The following is a 20,531-nucleotide window of genomic DNA, read 5'->3' as shown; positions in this document are numbered from 1 at the left end:
GCCGTTTTCTGGCTCAACCGCCGTTGATGCGCGCGACCAGCGCCTTGGTGAAGGCCGCCGTGCCGGCCGTTCCGCCGAGGTCGCCGGTGCGCACGTTGTCCAGGTTGAGCGTCTGGTCGATGGCGGTGCGCAGGCACGTGGCCAGCTCGGGCCGCTTGACGTGGTCGAGCATGAGCGCGGCGGCCAGCAGCAGCGCGGTCGGGTTGGCGATGCCCTTGCCGGCGATGTCGGGCGCCGAGCCGTGCACGGCCTCGAAGATCGCGGCGTCGGTGCCGATGTTGGCGCCGGGCGCCATGCCCAGCCCGCCCACCAGGCCGGCCACGAGGTCCGAGAGGATGTCGCCGAACAGGTTGGTCGTGACCAGCATGTCGAACTGCCAAGGGTTGAGCACCAGCTTCATCGCGCAGGCGTCGATGATCACGGTGTCGAGCTCGAACTGGCCCTTGTACTTCTCTTCGTACAGATCGAGGCCGGTCTCCAGGAAGATGCCCGTGAGCGCCTTCATGATGTTGGCCTTGTGCACCAGCGTGACCTTCTTGCGACCGGTGGCCACCGCCGTGTCGAACGCATATTCGAGCAGGCGCCGGCTGCCCTTGCGGGTGTTGACGCCGGTGGCCATGGCCACGGCGTGCGGGTCGCCGTCGATGGGCACGTAGTGCTCGTGGCCGATGTACAGGCCTTCCAGGTTCTCGCGCACCACGGTGAGGTCGATGTTGTCGAAGCGGCCACCCGGGATGATGGTGCGCGCGGGACGCAGGTTGGCGTAGAGCTGGAATTCCTCGCGAAGCCGCACGTTCGACGAGCGGTAGCCGCCGCCCGAGGGGGTTTCGAGCGGGCCCTTGAGCGCCAGGCGCGTGCCGCGGATGCTGTCGAGCGTGGCCTTGGGCAGCGGGTCGCCTGAGGCCTTGACGCCGCCGAGGCCGGCGATCTGGGTGTCCCAGGCGAAAGGCGCCTTCAGCGCATCGAGCGCGGCCAGGGTCGCATCGACGATTTCAGGGCCGATGCCGTCGCCGGGGATGAGGGTTGCGGGGATCGAGGTGGTCATCGGCGGCGGCTCACTTTCTGTAAAGAGGCCGTGAGCATACGTCGCGCCGGAGACACCCCCGCGGGCCTCGGGGTCACTCCGGGCGCCTCGCCCCCGGGGGCGATCGGCCCCATGGCTGCGGCCTCGGGACGGGCCGCCTAAAATGCCCGGTTCCCGGACGCGGCCCCTGGCCGCCTCCACGGGCCCCGCGCCCCTTCCGTTCGTCACTCCCGAAAGCGCCCTCCCCGATGTCCGCCCCGCGCAAGCTCTTCGTCACCACCGCCCTGCCGTATGCCAACGGCAAGTTCCACATCGGCCACATGATGGAATACATCCAGGCCGACATCTGGGTGCGGAACCAGCGAATGAATGGCGCCGACGTCAACTTCGTGTGCGCCGACGACGCCCACGGCGCGGCCATCACCATCGCGGCCGACAAGGCCGGCGTGACGCCGCAGGCCTTCGTGGCCGAGATCGCCGCGGGCCGCAAGCCCTACCTGGACGGCTACCACATCGCCTTCGACAACTGGCACTCGACCGACGCGCCCGAGAACCACCAGCTCGCGCAGGACATCTACCGCGACCTGCGCGCCAACGGCCTCATCGAGACCAGGAGCGTCGAGCAGTTCTACGACCCTGAAAAGGGCATGTTCCTGGCCGACCGTTTCATCAAGGGCGAATGCCCCAACTGCCACGCCAAGGACCAATACGGCGACAACTGCGAGGTGTGCGGCGCCGTGTACGCGCCCACCGAGCTGATCAACCCCTACTCGGCCCTGTCGGGCGCCAAGCCCGAGCTGCGCAGTTCGGAGCACTTCTTCTTCAAGCTGTCGGACCCGCGCTGCGAGGCCTACCTGAAGGAATGGACCGCCGCCCCCGGCCACGTGCAGCCCGAGGTGCAGAACAAGATCCGCGAATGGCTCTACAAGGACGATGAAGGCAAGGGCGGCCTGGGCGACTGGGACATCAGCCGCGACGCCCCCTACTTCGGCATCGAGATCCCCGATGCACCGGGCAAGTACTTCTACGTGTGGCTCGACGCCCCCGTGGGCTACCTGGCCTCGCTGAAGAACCTGCTGGACAAGCGCTGCATCGAGCTGGGCGGCGACGGCATCTCGTACACCGAGTACATGGCCGACCCCGAGCTGGAGCAGGTGCACTTCATCGGCAAGGACATCATCACCTTCCACACGCTGTTCTGGCCCGCGATGCTGCACTTCAGCGGCCGCAAGGCGCCCAACGCCGTGTACGTGCACGGCCACCTGACGGTGAGCGGCGAGAAGATGAGCAAGAGCCGCGGCACCGGCATCGACCCGCTCAAGTACCTGTCGATCGGGCTCGACCCCGAATGGCTGCGCTACTACATCGCCGCCAAGCTCAACGGCCGCAACGAGGACATCGACTTCAACCCCGACGACTTCGTGGCACGCGTGAACAGCGACCTCGTGGGCAAGTACATCAATATCGCCAGCCGTGCGGCCGGCTTCATCGGCAAGCGCTTCGGCGGCCAGCTGGGCGCGGTGTCGGCTGACGGTGAAGCGCTGCTGTCGACGCTGCGCGCAGCCGCCACGCAGGTGCAGTCGCTGTACGACAGCCGCGACTACGCCCGCGCGCTGCGCGAGGTGATGGCGCTGGCCGACAAGGTGAACGAGTACGTCGACCAGAACAAGCCCTGGGAACTGGCCAAGAAGGAAGGCGCCGAGGCGCGCCTGCACGACGTGTGCACGGTATGCATCGAAGCCTTCCGCCTGCTCACGCTGTACCTCAAGCCGGTGCTGCCGGCACTGGCGCTCAACGTCGAGGCCTTCCTGAAGATCTCGCCGCTGACCTGGACCGACGCCGCGCAGGCGCTGCCGGCCGGCCACGCCATCGGCGAGTACAAGCACCTGATGCAGCGCGCCGACCCCAAGCAGGTCGACAAGCTGTTCGACGTGCCTGAAGCCGCAGCCGCAGCGGCGCCCGCTGCAGCAGAGGCGACGGAGCTGCCGGGCGGCGAAGCCATCGCGCCCACCATCACCATCGACGATTTCGTGAAGATCGACCTGCGCATCGCGAAGATCGTGGCCTGCGAGAAGGTCGAGGGTTCGACCAAGCTGTTGCGACTGACGCTCGACGCGGGCGAAGGCAGGACGCGCAATGTGTTCAGCGGCATCGCCTCGGCCTACCAGCCCGAGCAGCTCGTGGGCAAGCTCACCGTGCTGGTCGCCAACCTCGCGCCGCGCAAGATGAAGTTCGGCATCAGCGAAGGCATGGTGCTGGCCGCGAGCCACGGCGATGAGAAGGCCCACCCGGGCATCCACGTGCTCGAGCCCTGGGCGGGCGCGACGCCGGGCATGCGCGTGCGCTGACCCGAAGACAGACGAATCAGCCGAACTTGTTGTTCAACACAAGGTCGGCAAACACCTTGCCGCCCACCGAGATGTGGTCGCGCATCGCCTCCGCGGCGTTGTCCGCGTGGCCTTTCAATATCCACTCGACCACCCGTTCGTGCTCCCGCTGTGAAGCGGCGAGCCGGCCGGGCTTTTCGAACATCCGCCCCCGGTAGGCCGAGATGCGCAGGCGCACCGTCTGCGCCTGCTCCACGATGAAGGGGTTGCCGCTGGCGCGGTAGATCACGTCGTGCAGCGCGGCATTGGCCTGCTGGTAGGCCTCGGCGTCGTCCGCCTGCGCCTGCGCGGCGGTGCCGGCCAGGGCGCGCAGCAGCTCGTCGCGCAGCGCCGGCCCGATGCGCAGCGCCGCCAGCCGCGCCAGCACGCCTTCCAGCTCGCCGAGCGCTTCCATCATCGCGACCAGTTCGTTCGCCCGCAGCTGGCGCACGTAGATGCCGGTGCGCGGAACGATGTCGACCAGCCCGCGCGCGCTCAGCAGCAGCAGCGCCTCGCGCACCGGCGTGCGCGAGGTGTTGAAGCTCAGAGCCAGGGCCTTTTCGTCGATGGCCATGCCGGGCGACAGCGCCCCGCCCAGGATGTCTTGTTCGAGCCGGGCGCGGATGCGGTCCTGCAGGCTGTGGGTGTCGAGGGTTTTCGCGGGTTGCATGGCGGTTTGGATATTAGCTAACCTTACAGATATATCAATTCATCTATTTGGTACATCAATGTCTCCCTCCCTCGCCATCGACGGCCACGTCGCCTACCTGACGCTGCAGCGTCCCCAGGCCGCCAACAAGCTCACGCCGGACGACCTACCCGTGCTGATCCAGCATGTGGAAACGGTGAACCGCACGCCCGAGGTGCTGGTGTTGGTGCTGCGCGCCGAGGGCAAGTACTTCTGCAGCGGCTTTGATATATCAGAGGTGGCCTCGCAGAGCCAGACCGAGGGCCGCAGCTTCGGCGAGATGGTCGATGTGTTCGAAAACTGCCGCGCCGTCACCATCGCGGCGGTGCATGGCGGCGTCTACGGCGGCGCGACCGACCTCGTGCTGGCCTGCGATTTCCGCGTGGGCGCCCGGGCCGCCGAGATGTTCATGCCCGCCGCCCGGCTCGGCCTGCACTACTACCAGAGCGGCATGGAGCGCTACGTGTCGCGGCTCGGGGTGGACACGGCCAAGCGGCTGTTCCTCACCGCCGAGAAGCTCGACGGCGCCGCCATGCGCGACTGCGGCTTTCTCACGCACCTGGTCGACGACGCGGCGGCGCTCGACACCGAGGTGCAGCGCCTGCGCACCACGCTCGCCGGCATGGCGCCGCTGGCGCTGCTGGGCATGAAGAAGCACCTGAACCAGATCGCGCGCGGCGCCGCCGATGCGGCCTCGATCTCGCGCGAGGTGCAGCGCACCGTCGCGTCCGAAGACCTCGCCGAGGGCGGCCGGGCCTGGCGCGAGAAGCGCACGCCGGTCTTCCAGGGCCGCTGATCGGGTCCGCCCTCTTCTTCCCCACACAAGACTCAGGAGACAACACATGAAGCACGAACTTCGGGCCCTCTCGTTCGCGGCCGCCGCGCTGCTGGCCTCGGCCGGCGCGCTGGCCGACACCTATCCGGCCCGACCGATCACGCTGGTGGTGGGCTTTCCCGCCGGTGGCGGCGCCGACACCGTGGCGCGCATCGTGGGCGACAAGATGAGCAAGCTGCTCGGCCAGCCTATCGTCATCGACAACAAGCCGGGCGCCGGCACCACCATCGCGTCCGACCAGGTCGCGCGCGCCGCGCCCGACGGCTACACGCTGCTGCTGGGCAGCGCCAACCTCTACGGCAGCGACAAGGTGCTCTACAAGGGCGTGAAGTACGACGGCGCCAGGAGCTTCGTGCCGATCTCGCGCTGGAGCTCCGCGCCGATGCTGCTGGCCGTCAACAAGGACGTGAGCGCGAAGACGGTGCAGGCGCTGATCGCCGAAGCCAAACAGAACCCCGGCAAGCTGGCGTACTCGTCGTCCGGCGCGGGCGTGGTGACGCACCTGGCCGGCCTGTCGTTCGAGAAGGCCGCCGGCGTGCAGATGCTGCATGTGCCCTACAAGGGCGGTGCCCCGTCGATCCAGGCCGTGGCCGCGGGCGATGTGCAGCTCACCTTCGGCACGCCGCCGTCGGTGCTGCCGATGGTGCAGGGCCAGAAGCTGCGCGTGCTGGCCGTCACCTCGGGCCAGCGCTCGCCGCTCTTTCCCGACGTGCCCAGCGTGGCCGAAGCCGGCGTGAAGGGCTACGACTACACCTTCTGGTTCGGCCTCTTCGGCCCGGCCGGCCTGCCGCCGGAGATCGCGCAGAAGCTGTTCGACGCCAGCGTCGCCGCGCTGAACGACCCCGAGGTCAAGGCACGGATGGAGAAGTCGGGCAACGAGTCGGCGCCGTCGAAGTCGCTGGCCGAATTCCGTGCCTGGGCGCTGGCCGAGGGTGCGAAGTCGAAGGAACTCACCGAGCGCTCCGGCGCGAGCATCGAATGACGCCCCACGCACCGAAGGCAGGCCCCCTGCAGGGCTTCACCGTCATCGACCTCACGCGCGTGCTCGCGGGTCCGTACTGCACCTTGCTGCTCGCCGACCTGGGCGCGCGCGTCATCAAGGTGGAGCAGCCGGGACTGGGCGACGACGCACGGCAGATCGGTCCGTTCGTCGAAGGCGACTCGGCCTACTTCATGTCGGTCAACCGCAACAAGGAGTCGATCGCGCTGGACCTGAAGGCACCGGCCGACCGCACGGTCTTCGAGCAATTGCTGGCCACGGCCGACGTGCTGGTCGAGAACTTCCGGCCCGGCACGATGGAAAAGCTGGGCTACGACTGGCCGACGCTGCACGCGCGCTTTCCGAAACTCGTGTTCACCTCGGTCTCGGGCTTCGGCCAGACCGGGCCCTACAGCAAGCGCCCGGCCTACGACATGGTGGTGCAGGCGATGGGCGGCATCATGAGCCTCACCGGCCATCCGGGCGCACCGCCGACGCGCGTGGGCGTGTCGATCGGCGACCTCGGCGCCGGCCTGTACGCGGCCATCGGCACGCAGGCCGCGCTGCTGCAACGCGGCCGCACAGGCGTGGGCGACCGCGTCGACGTGGCCATGCTCGACTGCCAGGTCGCGCTGCTCGAGAACGCGATCTCGCGCATGGAGGCCGAAGGCCGCGCGCCGGGGCCGATCGGCTCGCGGCATCCGTCGATCACGCCCTTCGACGTGTTCCGCGCGTCGGATGGCTGGTTCGTGGTCGCGGCGGGCAACGACGTGCTGTTCCAGCGCCTGTGCACGGCCCTCGATCTGCCCGCGCTCGCCGAGGATGCCCGCTTTGCCACCAACCCTGCGCGCTGCCAGCACCACGAGGTGCTGAAGCGGCTGCTCGAGGAACGCCTGGCGTCGGCGACCTGCGCGCACTGGCAGGCGCTGCTGATGCAGCACAACATCCCCACCGGCGACTACAACGACGTGGCCGCGGTGGTGAACGACCCGCAGGTGCAGGCGCGCGAGATGCTGGTGCAGGTGCGCACGCAGGGTGGCCAGCCGCTCACGGTGGCGGGCAACCCGGTGCATGTCGGCGGACATCGCACGCAGGTGCGGCGGCAGCCGCCGCGGCTGGACCAGGACCGCGAGGCCATCCTGGCGGGGCTGGCGCAGGCCTGAGCAGGGCAAGGCCGACGGGTGCAGAATCCGGCCCATGCAAAGCCGTGACCGCCTCCGCCCCCTCATCCTTTCCGCGCTCGGCCTCGCGAGCGCCCTGCTGCTGGGCGGCTGCGCGGTGGTCAGCGTCGCGAGCACCGCTGTGAGCGTGGGCGCCGGCGCGGTCGGCCTCGCGGCCGATGCCGCCATCGGCACCGCGCGCATCACCGGCAAGGCCGTGGGTGCAGCGGCCGACGCGGTGATTCCCGACAGCAAGGACTGAACGCTTCCTTCGCGCCTCAGCGCGGCAGGCCCAGCGCCGCGAGATGCGGCGGCGTGTGCAGCGCCTTGTGCTTGCGCACGAAGGCCGACCGCAACGCCGGATAAGGCTCGCCCGCCTCGAAGAAATTGCGCCGCATGTGCGCCAGTTCCTCGTCGCGGTAGGCCTGCAGCGGCTTGATGGCCTCGTCGCGGGCACGTGCCTCTTGCTTCTGCGCAATGCGCGCAGCCAGGTCCGGCAATGCCGCCAGCTGCGCGGCCAGCCGTTCGACCTCGTCGCCCAGTTCTTCCGGCGCGGCCTGCAGCACGCGCTGCGCGAGGCCCAGCGCCACCGCCCGCTTCGCGCTGACGGGCAACGCCGACTGCGTGAGCCGCTCGGCTTCCTCGACGCCGACACGGCGTGGCAGGCTGTAGGTCCAGTATTCGGAGCCGTGCAGGCCCATGAGCCTGTAGTGCGGGTTGAGCACCACGCCGTCGCGGCACCACACCTCGTCGGCCGCCAGCGCGAGCATCACGCCGCCTGCCGCCGCATTGCCGCCGAGCGCGGCCACGGTGAGCCGGTCGGTGGTGGTGAGCACGGCCTCGACGAGGTCGTTCATCGCATAGATGTTGGCCCAAGATTCCTCCGCCGGATCGGCCGCCGCCTCGATCACGTTCAGATGGATGCCGTTGGAGAAGAAGTCGCGCAGCCCGCCCAGCACCAGCACCGAGGTCGGCCGGGCGCAGGCGAAGCGGTAGGCGTCCAGCAGGCGGCGGCATTGCGCAGTGCTCATGGCGCCGCCCGCGAACGAGAAGTTCAGCACGCCGACTGGCCCACGCTCGCTGTAGCGGATCTCGCGCCAGGTACGGCGGCTGGCCGGCAGGTCGAGCGGCGCGGGCACCTCGGGCACGCTGTCGGGAAGCCGTGCGCCCAGCGCCTCGGTGGCCGGCAGCTTGAAGCTCGACGCGCAGAGGCCCGGCGGGCGCAACTGCGCGATCCAGACCGCGCCGTCGACGGTGGCGCGGCAGATCGCGCCGTCGCGGGTCGCCAGCAACTCGCCGGGCGCACCGCGCAGTTCGTCCTCGGGATGGCCGCCGTGCAGGTGCCATGGCGCGCCCAGCAGCTCGTCGAGCACGCCGGGCTGCGAATCGGCCGCGCGCAGCTGCCGCAGCACCGTGTCGGTCGAGTCCGTGGCCCAGTCGATGCGCCGCTGCGCCTGCTTCAGGAACGGGCGCCAGCCGGCGGCAAGGTCAGCCGCCTTCTGCCGCTTCGGCTTGTAGCGCCCCGAACCGAAGCGCTCGACGGCCTGCAGCACCGCGTCGACGGCCGCATCGGCCACCTCGCCGCGATAGAGGTCGCTCTTGCCGGCCAGCGGCGGCACCTTCAGCGGCGACCACGCCCAGACGTCACCCGCGTCCATCTCGGCCACGGCTTCGAGCACGGTGACGCCCCAGCTTTCGGCGCCGGCCTGCAGGGTCCAGTCGAGCGACGAAGGCCCCCGGTCGCCGGGCGGGCCGGGATGCACGATCAGGCAGGTGTGGGCGCGCCAGATGTCCTCGGGGATGGCGGTGGTCAGCATCGGCGCGACGATCAGCGCGGGGGCGTGCTGGCGCACCGCCTCACGCAGCGCCTCGTCGTCACCCAGTGCCAGTACGACACCGGCGGTGTGTCCCCGGTCCTGGAGTTCGGTGAGCACCCGTTGCGTCAGGCTGTTGAACGCACTTGCGACAAGCAGGATGTGCATCGGGAGGCACCGTCAGGTGAGTGACGAAATGTGAATGAATGTCAAAAATGTATCGATATCCCTCGACTTGGATAAGTTGGCCGAAAGTTCACAGCCTCCGTCTCACTCGACGTAAGACAGCGGCAGCGCGGTCGTGAACTTGATCTCTTCCATCGCGAAGCTGGAGCTGACGTCGGACAGGTCGGTGTCGGCGATCAGGCGCTTGTAGACCTTGTCGTAGGCCGCGATGTCCGGCACCACCACGCGCAGCAGGTAGTCGATGTCGCCGCTCATGCGATAGAACTCGACGACCTCGGGGATCACGTCCACCACGGCCTTGAAGTGCTCGAACCACGCCTGCGTGTGCGTGCGGGTGCGCACCGCGACGAACACGGTGACGCCCACATTCACCTTCTGCGGGTCGAGCAGCACCACGCTGCGGGTGATGACGCCCGCCTCCTTCAGCCGCTGGACGCGCCGCCAGCAGGGCGTTTGCGACAGGCCGACCTGCGCGGCCAGCTCGGCGATCTGCCATTCGGCGTTGCGTTGCAGCAGTTCCAGGATCTTGCGATCCACGGAATCAATTTTTATCTTCTTCATTGAAATGAGAATGAAATTCTCAAAAACAGAGAAATCAGAGTCTACGACGCAAGCCTTTTCCTCGCGAGGCTGATCAGAATTTCCGGCATGGAAATCTATCTGGACGCCAACGCCACGACCCCCGTTCTCCCCGAGGCCCGCAGCGCGGCGCTGGCCGCCATGGCCGGCGACTTCGGCAACCCCAGCAGCACCCACACCACCGGCCTGAAGGCCCGGGCGCTGATGGATGCGGTGCGCGCCCGCGCGCGCCGGGTGATCGGCGCGCCTACGGGGCAGCTGCTCTTTCTCAGCGGCGCGACCGAGGGCATCCAGACCGCGGTGCTGTCGGCACTGAGCGCCCTGCGCACGCGGCGCCAGGCCGGCGAGGCCACGCTGGAACTGCTGCTCTACGGTGCGACCGAGCACAAGGCCGTGCCCGAGGCGCTGAAGCACTGGAACACGCTGCTGGGCCTGGGCCTGCAGGTGCAGGCCATTCCGGTCGGCCGCGACGGACGCCACGACCTCGACTGGCTGCGCGCCCATGCGCCGCGCGCCGGCCTGGTCTGCACGATGGCGGCCAACAACGAGACCGGGGTGGTGAGCGACCTCGACGGCATCGCGGCGGCGCTCGTGGGCAGCCCGGCGCTGTGGATGGTCGACAGCGTGCAGGCCCTGGGCAAGCTGCCCCTGCGGCTGGGCGAGCGCCCCATCGACTACGCGCCGTTCTCGGGCCACAAGCTCTACGCGCCCAAGGGCATCGGCCTGCTCTATGTGCGCGAGGGCGCGCCCTTCACGCCGCTGATGGCCGGCGGCGGCCAGGAAGGCGCGCTGCGTTCCGGCACCGAGAACATGTCGGGCATCGCCGCGCTGGGCGCCGTGCTGGCGGCACTGGAAGACGGCCGGACCTTCAAGGACCACGACCGGCTCGCCGTCTACCGCGAGCGCCTCGCCGCCGCGCTGCAGAGCGCGTTCCCGGGCCTCGTGTTCAACGCGCCGCCGGCGCTGTCGCTGCCCACGACGCTGAACTTCTCCGTGCCGGGCCTGAGCGCCAAGCTGCTGCTGGACCTGTTCGACGCCGCCGACCTGCGCGTCAGCGGCGGCTCCGCCTGCGGCGCCTCCAAGGCGCTGCCGAGCTACGTGCTCGAGGCGATGGGACTGCCCGCGTGGCAGAGCGCTTCAGCGGTGCGACTGTCCTTCGGCCCCGCGACCGACGACGGCTTCATCGACGAAGCCTGCGCCCGCATCAGCCAATGCGGCGTCTCGCTGCGCGAGAGCTGCCTGAGCACCACACCGCAAGACCACGCGCTGCCGCCCGACCGGCTGACCCGCTTCGTCGTCGACGGCGCGTGTTGCTACCTGCTCGCCGACGCGGACAGCCGGCGCTGCGTCGTCATCGATCCGCTGCCCGAGCTGACCGGCCAGCTGACGCAGTGGCTGGGCTGCCACGGCTACACGCTGGCGGCCGTGCTCGACACGCACAGCCACGGCGACCACGCCTCCTCGGCGCCGGTGCTGCGCGCGGCCGTGCCGCCGTCGCAACGAGAGCCCGGGCCCGTCGATGCGCTCGGGTGGCCTGAAGGCGCGCAGCAGATCGCGCTCGGCACACTGAAGCTCACCCGGCTGGCCGTACCCGGCCACACCGCCGACGCCGTGGCTTACCTTCTGCACGACACCGACGGCCTGCGCCTGGCCTTCGTCGGCGACACCGTGATGCCCGGCGCCCTGGGCCGCAGCGACTTCGCACAGAGCGAGCCGCTGGCCTTCGGCCCTTCGCTGCTGAAGCTGCAGCAGGCGCTGCAACCCGACACGCTGATGCTGCCGGGCCACGACTACGACGACCGCTTCGCCGCAACGCTCAGCACCGAATGCGCGGCGCAGCCGCTGCTGCGCGAGGTGCTGCGCGGCGCGCTCGACGCGGCCGGCTTCGCGCACGCCAAGGAAGCGCTGGAGCGCGACCTGGGCCTGACCGCGTACCAGACCATGGCCTGCGGCGCCCGCGTCGACACTTGCACCGCTGGCGCGGCACCGCTCGAACTGACGCCCGAGGCGCTGGCGGCCCTGCGGCAGACCCACCCCGGGCTGGTGCTGGTCGACGTGCGCGAGCCCTACGAGCAGCGCCTCGGACACGCGTTCGCGCCCGACGCCGCGATGCAGGCGCGGGCGGTGCCGCTGTCGCGCCTGGTCAACGCCCTGCCCGACTGGCTGGCCCTGCCGGATGAGACCCCGGTGCTGTTCTTCTGCCGCAGCGGCAACCGCAGCGCGCAGGCCGCGCGCGCACTGCGCCGCCTGGGCCATGCGCAGGCCTGGAGCCTGGCTGGCGGGCTCGCGCTGTGGCCGCGAGAATCGCTCGCCGAATCCGATCACCTGGAACACGCCTGACCTTGAAAATACCTCTCGCTCTGCGCCGCACCCTTCTCCTGGCCGCGTGCGCGTTCGGCGCGTTCGGCGCGCTGCCGGCCGCCATCGCCCAGCGCCGCTCCGACACCGTCGAAGGCCGCTTCGGCAAGCTCGACGGACTGCGCTTCGACCAGCTGCCCTTCCAGGATGCGATCAAGGTCGTGCACGGCGACGGCAAGCGCCAGATCGCGGTGTTCTCCGATCCGAACTGCGGTCACTGCAAGCGCGTCGACCAGGACCTGAAAACGCTCGGCAACGTCACGGTCCATGTCTTCCTCTACCCGGTGCTCGGCGAGGACTCGTCGGCCAAGGCGCGCAAGCTCTGGTGCGCCAGGGACAGCGCCCGGCAGTGGGAAGCCTGGATCGCGTCGGGCACCGAGCCCGCCGCGCCCGCTGGCCCGTGCGATGCATCGGCGCTGCAACGCAACGCCGCGCTCGGACGCAAGCTCGGCATCCGGGGCACGCCGGCGCTGGTCTTCAGCGACAGCACCTTCGTGCCGGGCGCGATCCCTGTGCGGTGGATCGAGCAACTGCTCGCCGCGGCCGGACCGCGCTGAGGCGCCCGCAGCCCTGCGCTGCGAAAAAAATCTTTAGCATTCCCGCATGCGCAATTCCCCCCAACGGCTGGCTCAGCTGCGCCGCCTCGCCCTCCTGGACACCTCGCCGCAGCGCGTGTTCGAGGACCTCACCCGGACGCTGGCGAACAGCTTCGGCGTGCCCATCGCGATGGTGAACCTGCTCGACGAGAAGCGGGACTGGTTCCTGTCCTGCGTGGGCCTGCCGGTGGCGGAATCGGCGGCCGAGACATCGTTCTGCGAGGTCTTCTTCGGCACCGACGACAGCTTCGTGGTGGCGGAAGACACCGCCCGGCATCCGGCCTTCGCCGACCACCCGCTGGTGAAGGGCCCGCCGCACGTGCGCTTCTATGCAGCGAGCCGCCTCGTGCTGAACGGGCAGACCGTCGGCACGCTGTGCGCCTACGACTTCGAGCCCCGCCGACTGCCCGCGCACAAGCTCGCCGAGCTGCAAGCGCTGGCGGCCGCGGCCATGGAACTGCTGCAGCGCCGCCTCGACGAACAGGCCGGCACGAACGATCCCGACGAATCCGCGGGTCGATAGGCTCGGCACCTCGCGGAGGGCGGGCCACAATGGCCCCACATGTCTTCTCCGCTGAACCTCACCCGCTTCCGCCCTCGCCTGCTGGACACGCTGGCGGACTACGACCGGGGACGGTTCCTGAGAGACCTCGGCGCGGGCGCCACGGTGGGCATCGTGGCGCTGCCGCTGGCCATGGCCTTTGCCATCGCGTCGGGGCTCAAGCCCGAGGCCGGTATCTGGACCGCGATCATCGCGGGCTTCCTGATCTCTCTCTTGGGCGGCTCGGCGGTGCAGATCGGTGGGCCGGCCGGCGCCTTCATCGTGATCGTCTACGGCATCGTCGAGCGCTACGGTGTCGCCAACCTGCTGATCGCCACCGCCTGCGCGGGCGGGCTGCTGTTCCTCGCGGGGCTCTTCGGACTCGGGCGGCTGGTGCGCTTCGTGCCGCTGTCGATCGTGGTGGGCTTCACCAACGGCATCGCGGTGCTGATCCTGCTGTCGCAGCTCAAGGATCTGCTGGGCCTCACGGTGGAGCGCATGCCGGCCGACGTGTTCTCGCAACTGCACGCGATGGCGCTGCGGCTGGACACCTTCAACCCGCATGCCTTCGCGCTCGGGCTGGCCTGCGTGCTCGGCCTGCTGGCGTGGTCGCGGCTGTTTCGCGGCGACTCGGTGCTGGCGCGCGCCGTGCAGCGCGTGGGCGGGCGCTGGGTGCAGACGCGTCCGGTGCAGATGATCGGGCGCGTGCCGGGGCCGATCGTCGCGCTGGTGTCGCTCACGCTCGTGTCGTGGGGCTTCGCGCTGCCGGTGGAGACCATCGGCACGCGCTTCGGCGGCATTCCCGAGGGCGTGCCGGCCTTCGCGCTGCCCGATTTTTCGTGGGAGACCGTCAAGCAGCTCGTGACGCCGACGCTGACCATCGCGCTGCTCGGCGCCATCGAGTCGCTGCTGTGTGCGCGCGTGGCCGATCAGGTCAGCGGCCAGCCGCGCCATGACCCCAACCAGGAGCTGATGGCGCAGGGCATCGCCAACATGGTCACGCCCTTCTTCGGCGGCATGCCGGCCACCGGCACCATCGCGCGCACCGTGACCAACATCCGCTCCGGCGGCAGCTCGCCGATCGCGGGCATCGTGCATGCGCTCACTCTGCTGGTCGTGGTGCTGCTCGCCGCGCCGCTGGCGCGCCACGTGCCGCTCGCGGTGCTAGCGGGCATCCTGGTGTTCGTGGGGCTCAACATGGGCGAATGGCGCGAGTTCACGCCCGGCCAGTTGCGGCACTTCAGTCGCCACTACCGGCTGCTGATGCTCGGTACCTTCTTCCTCACCGTCGTGTTCGACCTGACGGTGGCGGTGCAGGTGGGCATCGTGCTCGCGTGCGCGCTGTTCATCCGGCGCATGAGCGGATTGTTCAGCGTCGAACTCGTCACGCTGCAACCGCCAGTGCTCACCTACCAGCTGTACGGCGCGCTGTTCTTCGGCGCAGCCGCCAAGCTCGACGAGGCGATGAACGCCGCCGAGCGCGCGCCGCGCGGCATGACGGTGGTGCTGGACGCCACCCATCTGATCTACATCGACGCCACCGGCGTCGATGCGCTGCGGCAGCTGCACCGGGCGGTACTGGCACGAGACGGGCTGCTGCGCATCGAGTCGCTGCAGCCGCAGCCGCGCGAGGTGATCGAGCGCTCAGGACTGGCCGAGGAGCTGGCAGCGGGGCGCGCCGAGGAAAGGTCCGCCTAGACCTGCGCCGCCTGCCCGCAGACCAGCCGCGCCATCTGCACCTTGCTCGTGATGCCGAGCTTGGCGTAGACCTGCCGCAGGTGATGGCGCACGGTGGCCGGCGAGCTGCCGAGCGTGCGGGCCACCATCTTGTAGCTGTGGCCTTCGCCGAAGAGACGGGCCACCTCGGCCTCCCGCCGGCTCAGCAGCGCCAGCCCGTCCGGAACGGGCGCCGCGGCATCGCGCAGCCGCAGCCCTTGCGCCGACACCAGATGCGGCATCAGCAGTTCCAGCAGCGCCCGTTCGCGCGCGCCGAAGGCGGCGTCGCGGCCGTAGAGCGAGAGATGCATCCACCACGGGGAATCGGGCGCGTGCACGATCACGCTGAGCGCGTTGTCGATGCGGTGGTCGGCGGCGAAGGCGCGCATCGAGGCGGCCTGCGGCAACTCCTGCGCCGTCATCGCGACGCCATGGCCCAGGTGCGCCAGTGCCGCGGGCACCATCGGATCGAGGTGCCGCACACGGCACCAGTCGGCCACGAAACCCGGCGCCAGGCCGTGTGTGTGGCCGCCCTCCGGCCGCAGGAGCCCTGCTTCGAGCACCGAGCGGCCGAACCAGGCGGCGTCGAAAGCGATGTGCCCGGACAGCCATTCGAGCAGCCCGCCGGCGTCCGGCGCGTCAGGCTCGGCCGCGCGCGGATAGAGCTCCAGCAACAGCGCGCCGAGTTGCGCGGCCGGGATGCTCGACACCGACGAAGAACCCATCTGTTCCATGCGGCGCGATCTTAGAGACGGCCCGCCCGCGCGGGCAGCGGAGATTCCCGCATCGTTCATCTGAACGACTGCCGCCCCGGGGCTCGTCTGCCTACGCTGCACGGTGTTCCCAACCACAGCACTCACAGGACACCGTTGCCATGAACCTCGCCGACTACAGCCGCCTCGACGCCACCGCGCTGGCCGAATGCATCCGCGACAAGGAAATCAGCGCTGCCGAGGCGCAGCAGTGCGCGCGCGAGGCCGCGGCCGCGCTCAACCCGCGCATCAACGCCGTCATCGAACTCTTCGACGCGCCGCTGACGCACGACGCGAAGGGGCCGTTCGGCGGCGTGCCCTTCCTCATCAAGGACCTCGTGCTGCATGCCGAGGGCGTGCGTTCGCAAGCCGGCAGCCGCCTCTTCGGCGACGGCGTGGTGGCGGCGGCGGACAGCGCGCTGATGGCGCGCTTTCGCCGCGCCGGCTTCGCCACGCTCGGGCGCACCCACACGCCGGAGTTCGGCTTCAACGCCACCACCGAGAGCGCCCTGGGCGGCGCCACGCGCAACCCGTGGAACCTGGCGCACAGTTCGGGCGGCTCCAGCGGCGGCTCGGCCGCGGCGGTGGCCGCCGGCATCGTGCCGATCGCGCATGCCAACGACGGCGGCGGCTCGATCCGCGTGCCCGCCGCCGCCTGCGGCCTGGTGGGGCTCAAGCCCAGCCGCGGCCGCGTCAGCGCCGGCCCGGACTACGGCCAGCCGCTCATGGGCCTGGGCATCGAGGGCGTGGTGTGCCGCACGGTGCGCGACGCCGCCGCCGCGCTCGACGCGATCCACGGCAACGAGCCCGGCGACCCCTTCCTGATGCAGGCGCCCGCGCAGTCCTACGCCCGCGCCATCCAGTCGCTGCCGCGCAAGCTGCGCATCGCGGTGAGCACGCAATTCCCCGGCACGCAGCCGTCGGCGCAGCCCTGCGTCGAGGCGGTCGAGGCGACGGCGCGCACGCTGGCCGGCCTGGGGCATGCGGTGGAATGGGCCACGCCGGCCTACACGCACGAGGCTTTTCTCTCGGCCACGCGCACCTTCTGGTCCTCGTTCCTGGCCGCTGGCGTGGCGGGCATGGCGCAGGCGCTGCAGATCCCGCTGGACAAGGCGCTGGACCAGGTACAGGCCTGCACCCGCGTCACGGCCGAGTACGGGCTGGGCCTGCGCGCGCTGGACCTGGAACTGGCGCTGATGCAGATGAACGCGGTCTCGCGCGAGGTCGCGCCCTTCTTCGCGCGCTACGACATCCTGCTGTCGCCGACGATGCGCACCCCGCCCGTGCCGCTGGGCTACCTCGACCAGGACGACGCCTCGCGCGACGCGCGGGGCTTCTTCGATCACCTGTTCGACTACGCCACCTGCACCCCGCTGGCCAACCTCACGGGCCAGCCGGCGATCTCGCTGCCGCTGGCGATGGCGGGCGACCTGCCCATCGGCGTGCATTGCATGGCCCCGATGGGCGACGAGGCCACGCTGCTGCAGCTCGCCGCGCAGCTCGAACAGGCCATGCCCTGGGCCGCGCGCCGGCCCGCGGTGCACGCGGCGACGCTGTAAGCGCGGCGTTTACGGTGGCCCGAGCGCTCAGGGCGCCTCGGTGCCCCGATCGGGCGACGACCCGCTGCGCACCACGCGCTGGTCGTCGTTCAATGTGGCGGTGAAAACCATCGCCGAGCTGGGCGGCTGCACCCAGCGCCATTCCCATTCGGTCTCGCGCTTGAGCGCATAGGGCGTGACCTTGGCCGGCTTGCCCAGCAGCTTGCGCAGGTCTTCCATCATCATCCCGGGCTGCACCTTGGCGAAGTTCTCGGGCGTGAGCACCTGGCGCAGCGCGCTCATCTTGCCGTCGGCACCGATGGTGATCATGTAGTTCTTCTGGCCTTGCGGCTGGCGGTTGAACTCCAGCACGCGGCCGTTGGGCACGTCCCACACGTTCTCGGGCTCGCCGAAACGGGCGCGCACGTCGGCCTCGGTCGAAACGCCTTCCTCCAGCTCGCTGATGCGCTGCGGATCGCAGCCGGCGAGCCCGATGAGCACTGCCAGCAGTCCCGCTGCAAGGCCGATCAGGCCCTTCTGAATTCGCTTCATGCCGTCCCCGGTAAAATTCGAGCCATAAAGGTCCAGTCTATGTCCATCTTCCGCCGCCCCCACTACACCTCCGAGATCACGAACTTCATCGAGACGATGAAGGAAAAGAAGCCGACCTTGGAAGCCGAACAGCGCGCCGGCCGCGCCCTGCTCTGGGACAAGCACCTCGACCGCAGCCTGCTCCAGGAGTACAGCGAAGCCCGCGTGCCCCAGCAGGCCTACGTCTACCAGACCCAACCCAAGTGAACGGTGCCCGCCCGGCTTGCGCACGCAGCTATTAAGTTGATAGCAACCGCTTCATGAGCGCAGACGAGGACAACGGCACGATCGTGGCCAGCATGCCCGAGGTCGTCGACCAGGTCGCCCTGGCGCGGCTGTACGGCGAGCCGCTGTTCGCGATGCCCAAGGACCTGTACATCCCGCCCGAGGCGCTGCAGGTCTTTCTCGAAGCCTTCGAGGGTCCGCTCGACCTGTTGCTGTACCTGATCCGCAAGCAGAACTTCAACATCCTCGACATCCCGATGGCGGGGCTCACGCGGCAGTACCTGAGCTACGTCGACGAGATCCGCCAGACGAACCTCGAACTCGCGGCCGAGTATTTGCTGATGGCCGCGATGCTGATCGAGATCAAGTCGCGCATGCTGCTGCCGCCCAAGAAGATGGCGGACGGCGAAGAAGCCGAAGACCCGCGCGCCGAACTGGTCCGCCGGCTCATGGAGTACGAGCAGACCAAGCTGCAGGCCGCCGCCATCAGCGCGCTGCCGACCTACGGGCGCGACTTCTGGAAGGCGCAGGTCTACATCGAGCAGTCGATCAAGCCGCGCTTCCCCGACGTCGACGTGGTCGAGCTGCGCGACGCCTGGGCGGACATCATGAAGCGCGCCAAGCTCGTGCAGCACCACAAGATCTCGCGCGAAGAACTCAACGTGCGCGAGCACATGAGCATCGTGCTGCGCCACCTGCAGGGCCAGCGCTTCGTCGAGTTCGAGAAGCTCTTCGACGTTTCGCGCGGCGTGCCGGTGCTGATCGTCACCTTCATCGCGATGCTCGAGCTCGCGAAAGAAACGCTGATCGACATCATGCAGGCCGAGGCCTTCGCCCCCATCTACGTCCGGCTGGCCTACTCCCCAGCCTGACCCAACCGGTTCCCTTGCCTGTGACTTCCGCCGTTCGCGACTTCGATGTCCTCATTGTCGGCAGCGGCCTCGCAGGCCTGTCCGCCGCGCTCCACCTGGCTCCCACGCACCGCGTGGCCGTGCTCACCAAGCGCGCGCTGAACGACGGCTCCAGCGCCTGGGCGCAGGGCGGCATCGCGGCGGTGCTGGCGGCGGGCGACAGCTTCGACGCCCACGTGGAAGACACGCTGATCGCCGGCGCCGGCCTGTGCGACCCCGAGGCCACGCGCTTCGTGGTCGAGGGCGCACCGAAGGCCATCGCCTGGCTGCGCGAGCTGGGCGTGCCCTTCTCGGAAGAAGGCAAGGAAAACGGTGGAGGCCTGCACCTGACGCGCGAAGGCGGCCACAGCCAGCGGCGTATCGTGCACGTGACCGACGCCACCGGCGCGGCGGTGCAGCAGGTGCTGATCGAGCGCGTGCGCCGCACGCCGAACATCACGCTGTTCGAGCATCACACGCTGGTCGACCTCGTCACCGGCACCAAGCTCGGGCTGGACGATCCGTCGTGCCAGGGCCTGTACGCGCTGGACGACGAGACCGACGAGGTGCTGGCCTTTCGCGCGCCGCACACCATCCTGGCGACGGGCGGCGCGGGCAAGGTGTACCTGTACACGACCAATCCCGACACCGCCACCGGCGACGGCATTGCCGCCGCCTGGCGCGCGGGCTGCCGGGTGTCGAACCTGGAGTTCATCCAGTTCCATCCGACCTGCCTGTACCACCCGCATGCCAAGTCGTTCCTGATCAGCGAGGCGGTGCGCGGTGAAGGCGGGCTGCTGAAATTGCCCGACGGCACACGCTTCATGCCGACACACGACGAGCGCGCCGAACTCGCGCCGCGCGACGTGGTCGCCCGTGCCATCGACTTCGAGATGAAGAAGCACGGGCTCGATTGCGTGTACCTCGACATCTCGCACCAGCCCCCCGCGTTCCTGAAGGAACACTTCCCCAACATCCTGGCGCGCTGCCTGGAGCTGGGCATCGACATCACGCGCGAGCCGATTCCCGTGGTGCCCGCCGCGCACTACACCTGCGGCGGCGTGCTCAGCGACCTGGCGGGGCGCACCGACATCCCGGGCCTGTACGCCATTGGCGAGACCGCCTGCACCGGCCTTCACGGCGCCAACCGGCTGGCCAGCAACTCGCTGGTCGAGTGCATGGTCTATGCGCGCGCTGCCGCCAGTGCCATCGCCGACGCGCCGGCACGCGAACGCGTGGCGCTGCCCGCCTGGGACAAAAGCCGCGTCACCGACGCCGACGAAGCCGTAGTCATCTCCCACAACTGGGACGAGCTGCGCCGCTTCATGTGGGACTACGTCGGCATCGTGCGCACCAACAAGCGCCTGGAGCGTGCGAGCCACCGCATCGCGCTGCTGCAGGCAGAGATCCAGGAGTTCTACGCGAACTTCCACGTCACGCGCGACCTGCTCGAGCTGCGCAACCTGGTACAGGTGGCCGAGCTGATCGTGCGTTCCGCGCAGGCCCGCCACGAGAGCCGTGGCCTGCATTTCAGTCGCGATTACCCTTCGCTGGCCGAGCCCACCGCACCCACCGTGCTGGTGCCGCCGACCGACTGAGCCCACCCTTCGTCACCTTTCGATCACCCTCAGGATGCCCGGCCACCGACGCCCGCAGGGAGAAAGCCAACCATGTCGAACACCCCTTCCACACC

Annotated in this window: 19 protein-coding genes; 13 read left to right on the top strand and 6 right to left on the bottom strand. The window is 69.5% G+C overall.

Annotated features, from left to right (window positions below; translation table 11 throughout):
- Positions 1 to 13: 13 nt before the first annotated feature.
- Positions 14 to 1,045 carry an isocitrate/isopropylmalate dehydrogenase family protein gene (locus D3H34_RS22150; protein WP_119556404.1) on the bottom strand — a complete coding sequence of 344 codons (1,032 nt, stop codon included), beginning with the start codon at positions 1,043 to 1,045 and terminating at the stop codon, positions 14 to 16.
- A 227-nt stretch (positions 1,046 to 1,272) separates the two neighbouring features.
- Between D3H34_RS22150 and metG the strand changes: the two genes are divergently transcribed.
- On the top strand, positions 1,273 to 3,372 hold the full coding sequence (gene metG / locus D3H34_RS22145) for a methionine--tRNA ligase (protein ID WP_119556403.1): 2,100 nt from the start codon (positions 1,273 to 1,275) through the stop codon (positions 3,370 to 3,372).
- A 16-nt stretch (positions 3,373 to 3,388) separates the two neighbouring features.
- Here metG and D3H34_RS22140 read toward each other — a convergent pair whose 3' ends face one another.
- Positions 3,389 to 4,060, bottom strand: coding sequence for a GntR family transcriptional regulator (locus tag D3H34_RS22140; protein ID WP_119556402.1), 672 nt, complete (start codon positions 4,058 to 4,060; stop codon positions 3,389 to 3,391).
- Between the two features lie 58 nt (positions 4,061 to 4,118).
- Between D3H34_RS22140 and D3H34_RS22135 the strand changes: the two genes are divergently transcribed.
- Genes D3H34_RS22135 through D3H34_RS22120 form a run of 4 tightly spaced genes read left to right on the top strand, consistent with a single transcriptional unit; the run spans position 4,119 to position 7,314 of the window.
- Complete coding sequence (locus tag D3H34_RS22135) at positions 4,119 to 4,874, top strand: enoyl-CoA hydratase/isomerase family protein (protein WP_119556401.1); 756 nt, start codon at positions 4,119 to 4,121, stop codon at positions 4,872 to 4,874.
- Positions 4,875 to 4,920: 46 nt separating this feature from the next.
- Entirely contained in the window at positions 4,921 to 5,895 is a 975-nt protein-coding gene (locus D3H34_RS22130) for a Bug family tripartite tricarboxylate transporter substrate binding protein (RefSeq protein WP_119556400.1), read from the top strand.
- Positions 5,892 to 7,055, top strand: coding sequence for a CaiB/BaiF CoA transferase family protein (locus tag D3H34_RS22125; protein ID WP_119556399.1), 1,164 nt, complete (start codon positions 5,892 to 5,894; stop codon positions 7,053 to 7,055). Before D3H34_RS22130 ends, D3H34_RS22125 begins: the two co-directional genes overlap by 4 nt.
- Positions 7,056 to 7,089: 34 nt before the next feature.
- Positions 7,090 to 7,314, top strand: coding sequence for a hypothetical protein (locus D3H34_RS22120; protein WP_119556398.1), 225 nt, complete (start codon positions 7,090 to 7,092; stop codon positions 7,312 to 7,314).
- Between the two features lie 16 nt (positions 7,315 to 7,330).
- Here the strand turns inward: D3H34_RS22120 and D3H34_RS22115 are convergent, their stop codons facing one another.
- Both D3H34_RS22115 and D3H34_RS22110 read right to left on the bottom strand, forming a co-directional pair.
- Positions 7,331 to 9,034, bottom strand: a complete 1,704-nt coding sequence (locus D3H34_RS22115) for a hydrogenase maturation protein (protein ID WP_119556397.1) — start codon at positions 9,032 to 9,034, stop codon at positions 7,331 to 7,333.
- Between the two features lie 102 nt (positions 9,035 to 9,136).
- Positions 9,137 to 9,598, bottom strand: a complete 462-nt coding sequence (locus tag D3H34_RS22110; RefSeq protein WP_119556452.1) for an Lrp/AsnC family transcriptional regulator — start codon at positions 9,596 to 9,598, stop codon at positions 9,137 to 9,139.
- Positions 9,599 to 9,700: 102 nt separating this feature from the next.
- Between D3H34_RS22110 and D3H34_RS22105 the strand changes: the two genes are divergently transcribed.
- The 4 genes from D3H34_RS22105 to D3H34_RS22090 are packed head-to-tail and all read left to right on the top strand — an operon-like array spanning position 9,701 to position 14,824.
- Complete coding sequence (locus D3H34_RS22105) at positions 9,701 to 11,971, top strand: aminotransferase class V-fold PLP-dependent enzyme (protein WP_119556396.1); 2,271 nt, start codon at positions 9,701 to 9,703, stop codon at positions 11,969 to 11,971.
- 2 nt (positions 11,972 to 11,973) lie between these two features.
- A complete protein-coding gene (locus tag D3H34_RS22100) occupies positions 11,974 to 12,546 on the top strand; it encodes a DsbC family protein (protein ID WP_286186061.1) in 573 nt (190 codons plus the stop codon).
- A 46-nt stretch (positions 12,547 to 12,592) separates the two neighbouring features.
- Positions 12,593 to 13,108, top strand: coding sequence for a GAF domain-containing protein (locus tag D3H34_RS22095; protein ID WP_119556395.1), 516 nt, complete (start codon positions 12,593 to 12,595; stop codon positions 13,106 to 13,108).
- Positions 13,109 to 13,147: 39 nt separating this feature from the next.
- Positions 13,148 to 14,824, top strand: coding sequence for a SulP family inorganic anion transporter (locus D3H34_RS22090; RefSeq protein WP_119556394.1), 1,677 nt, complete (start codon positions 13,148 to 13,150; stop codon positions 14,822 to 14,824).
- Here the strand turns inward: D3H34_RS22090 and D3H34_RS22085 are convergent.
- Positions 14,821 to 15,576: a response regulator transcription factor gene (locus tag D3H34_RS22085; RefSeq protein ID WP_167481255.1), complete on the bottom strand. Its 756-nt coding sequence runs from the start codon at positions 15,574 to 15,576 to the stop codon at positions 14,821 to 14,823. The genes D3H34_RS22090 and D3H34_RS22085 overlap by 4 nt on opposite strands.
- Positions 15,577 to 15,716: 140 nt before the next feature.
- On the opposite strand from D3H34_RS22085, the gene D3H34_RS22080 reads away from it, so the two are divergent.
- Positions 15,717 to 17,153: an amidase gene (locus D3H34_RS22080; protein ID WP_119556392.1), complete on the top strand. Its 1,437-nt coding sequence runs from the start codon at positions 15,717 to 15,719 to the stop codon at positions 17,151 to 17,153.
- Positions 17,154 to 17,180: 27 nt separating this feature from the next.
- Here the strand turns inward: D3H34_RS22080 and D3H34_RS22075 are convergent, their stop codons facing one another.
- Entirely contained in the window at positions 17,181 to 17,684 is a 504-nt protein-coding gene (locus D3H34_RS22075) for an outer membrane protein assembly factor BamE (protein ID WP_119556391.1), read from the bottom strand.
- Positions 17,685 to 17,723: 39 nt separating this feature from the next.
- On the opposite strand from D3H34_RS22075, the gene D3H34_RS22070 reads away from it, so the two are divergent.
- The 3 genes from D3H34_RS22070 to nadB are packed head-to-tail and all read left to right on the top strand — an operon-like array spanning position 17,724 to position 20,436.
- A complete protein-coding gene (locus tag D3H34_RS22070; protein WP_119556390.1) occupies positions 17,724 to 17,930 on the top strand; it encodes a DUF3460 family protein in 207 nt (68 codons plus the stop codon).
- A gap of 53 nt (positions 17,931 to 17,983) precedes the next feature.
- Positions 17,984 to 18,820, top strand: a complete 837-nt coding sequence (locus D3H34_RS22065) for a segregation and condensation protein A (protein ID WP_119556389.1) — start codon at positions 17,984 to 17,986, stop codon at positions 18,818 to 18,820.
- Positions 18,821 to 18,840: 20 nt separating this feature from the next.
- On the top strand, positions 18,841 to 20,436 hold the full coding sequence (gene nadB / locus D3H34_RS22060; RefSeq protein WP_119556388.1) for an L-aspartate oxidase: 1,596 nt from the start codon (positions 18,841 to 18,843) through the stop codon (positions 20,434 to 20,436).
- Positions 20,437 to 20,531: the final 95 nt, after the last annotated feature.

It is taken from the genome of Acidovorax cavernicola (assembly GCF_003581445.1).
Note: the sequence above shows the minus strand (reverse complement) of the source record. Positions and strands in the feature narration are given on the sequence as shown.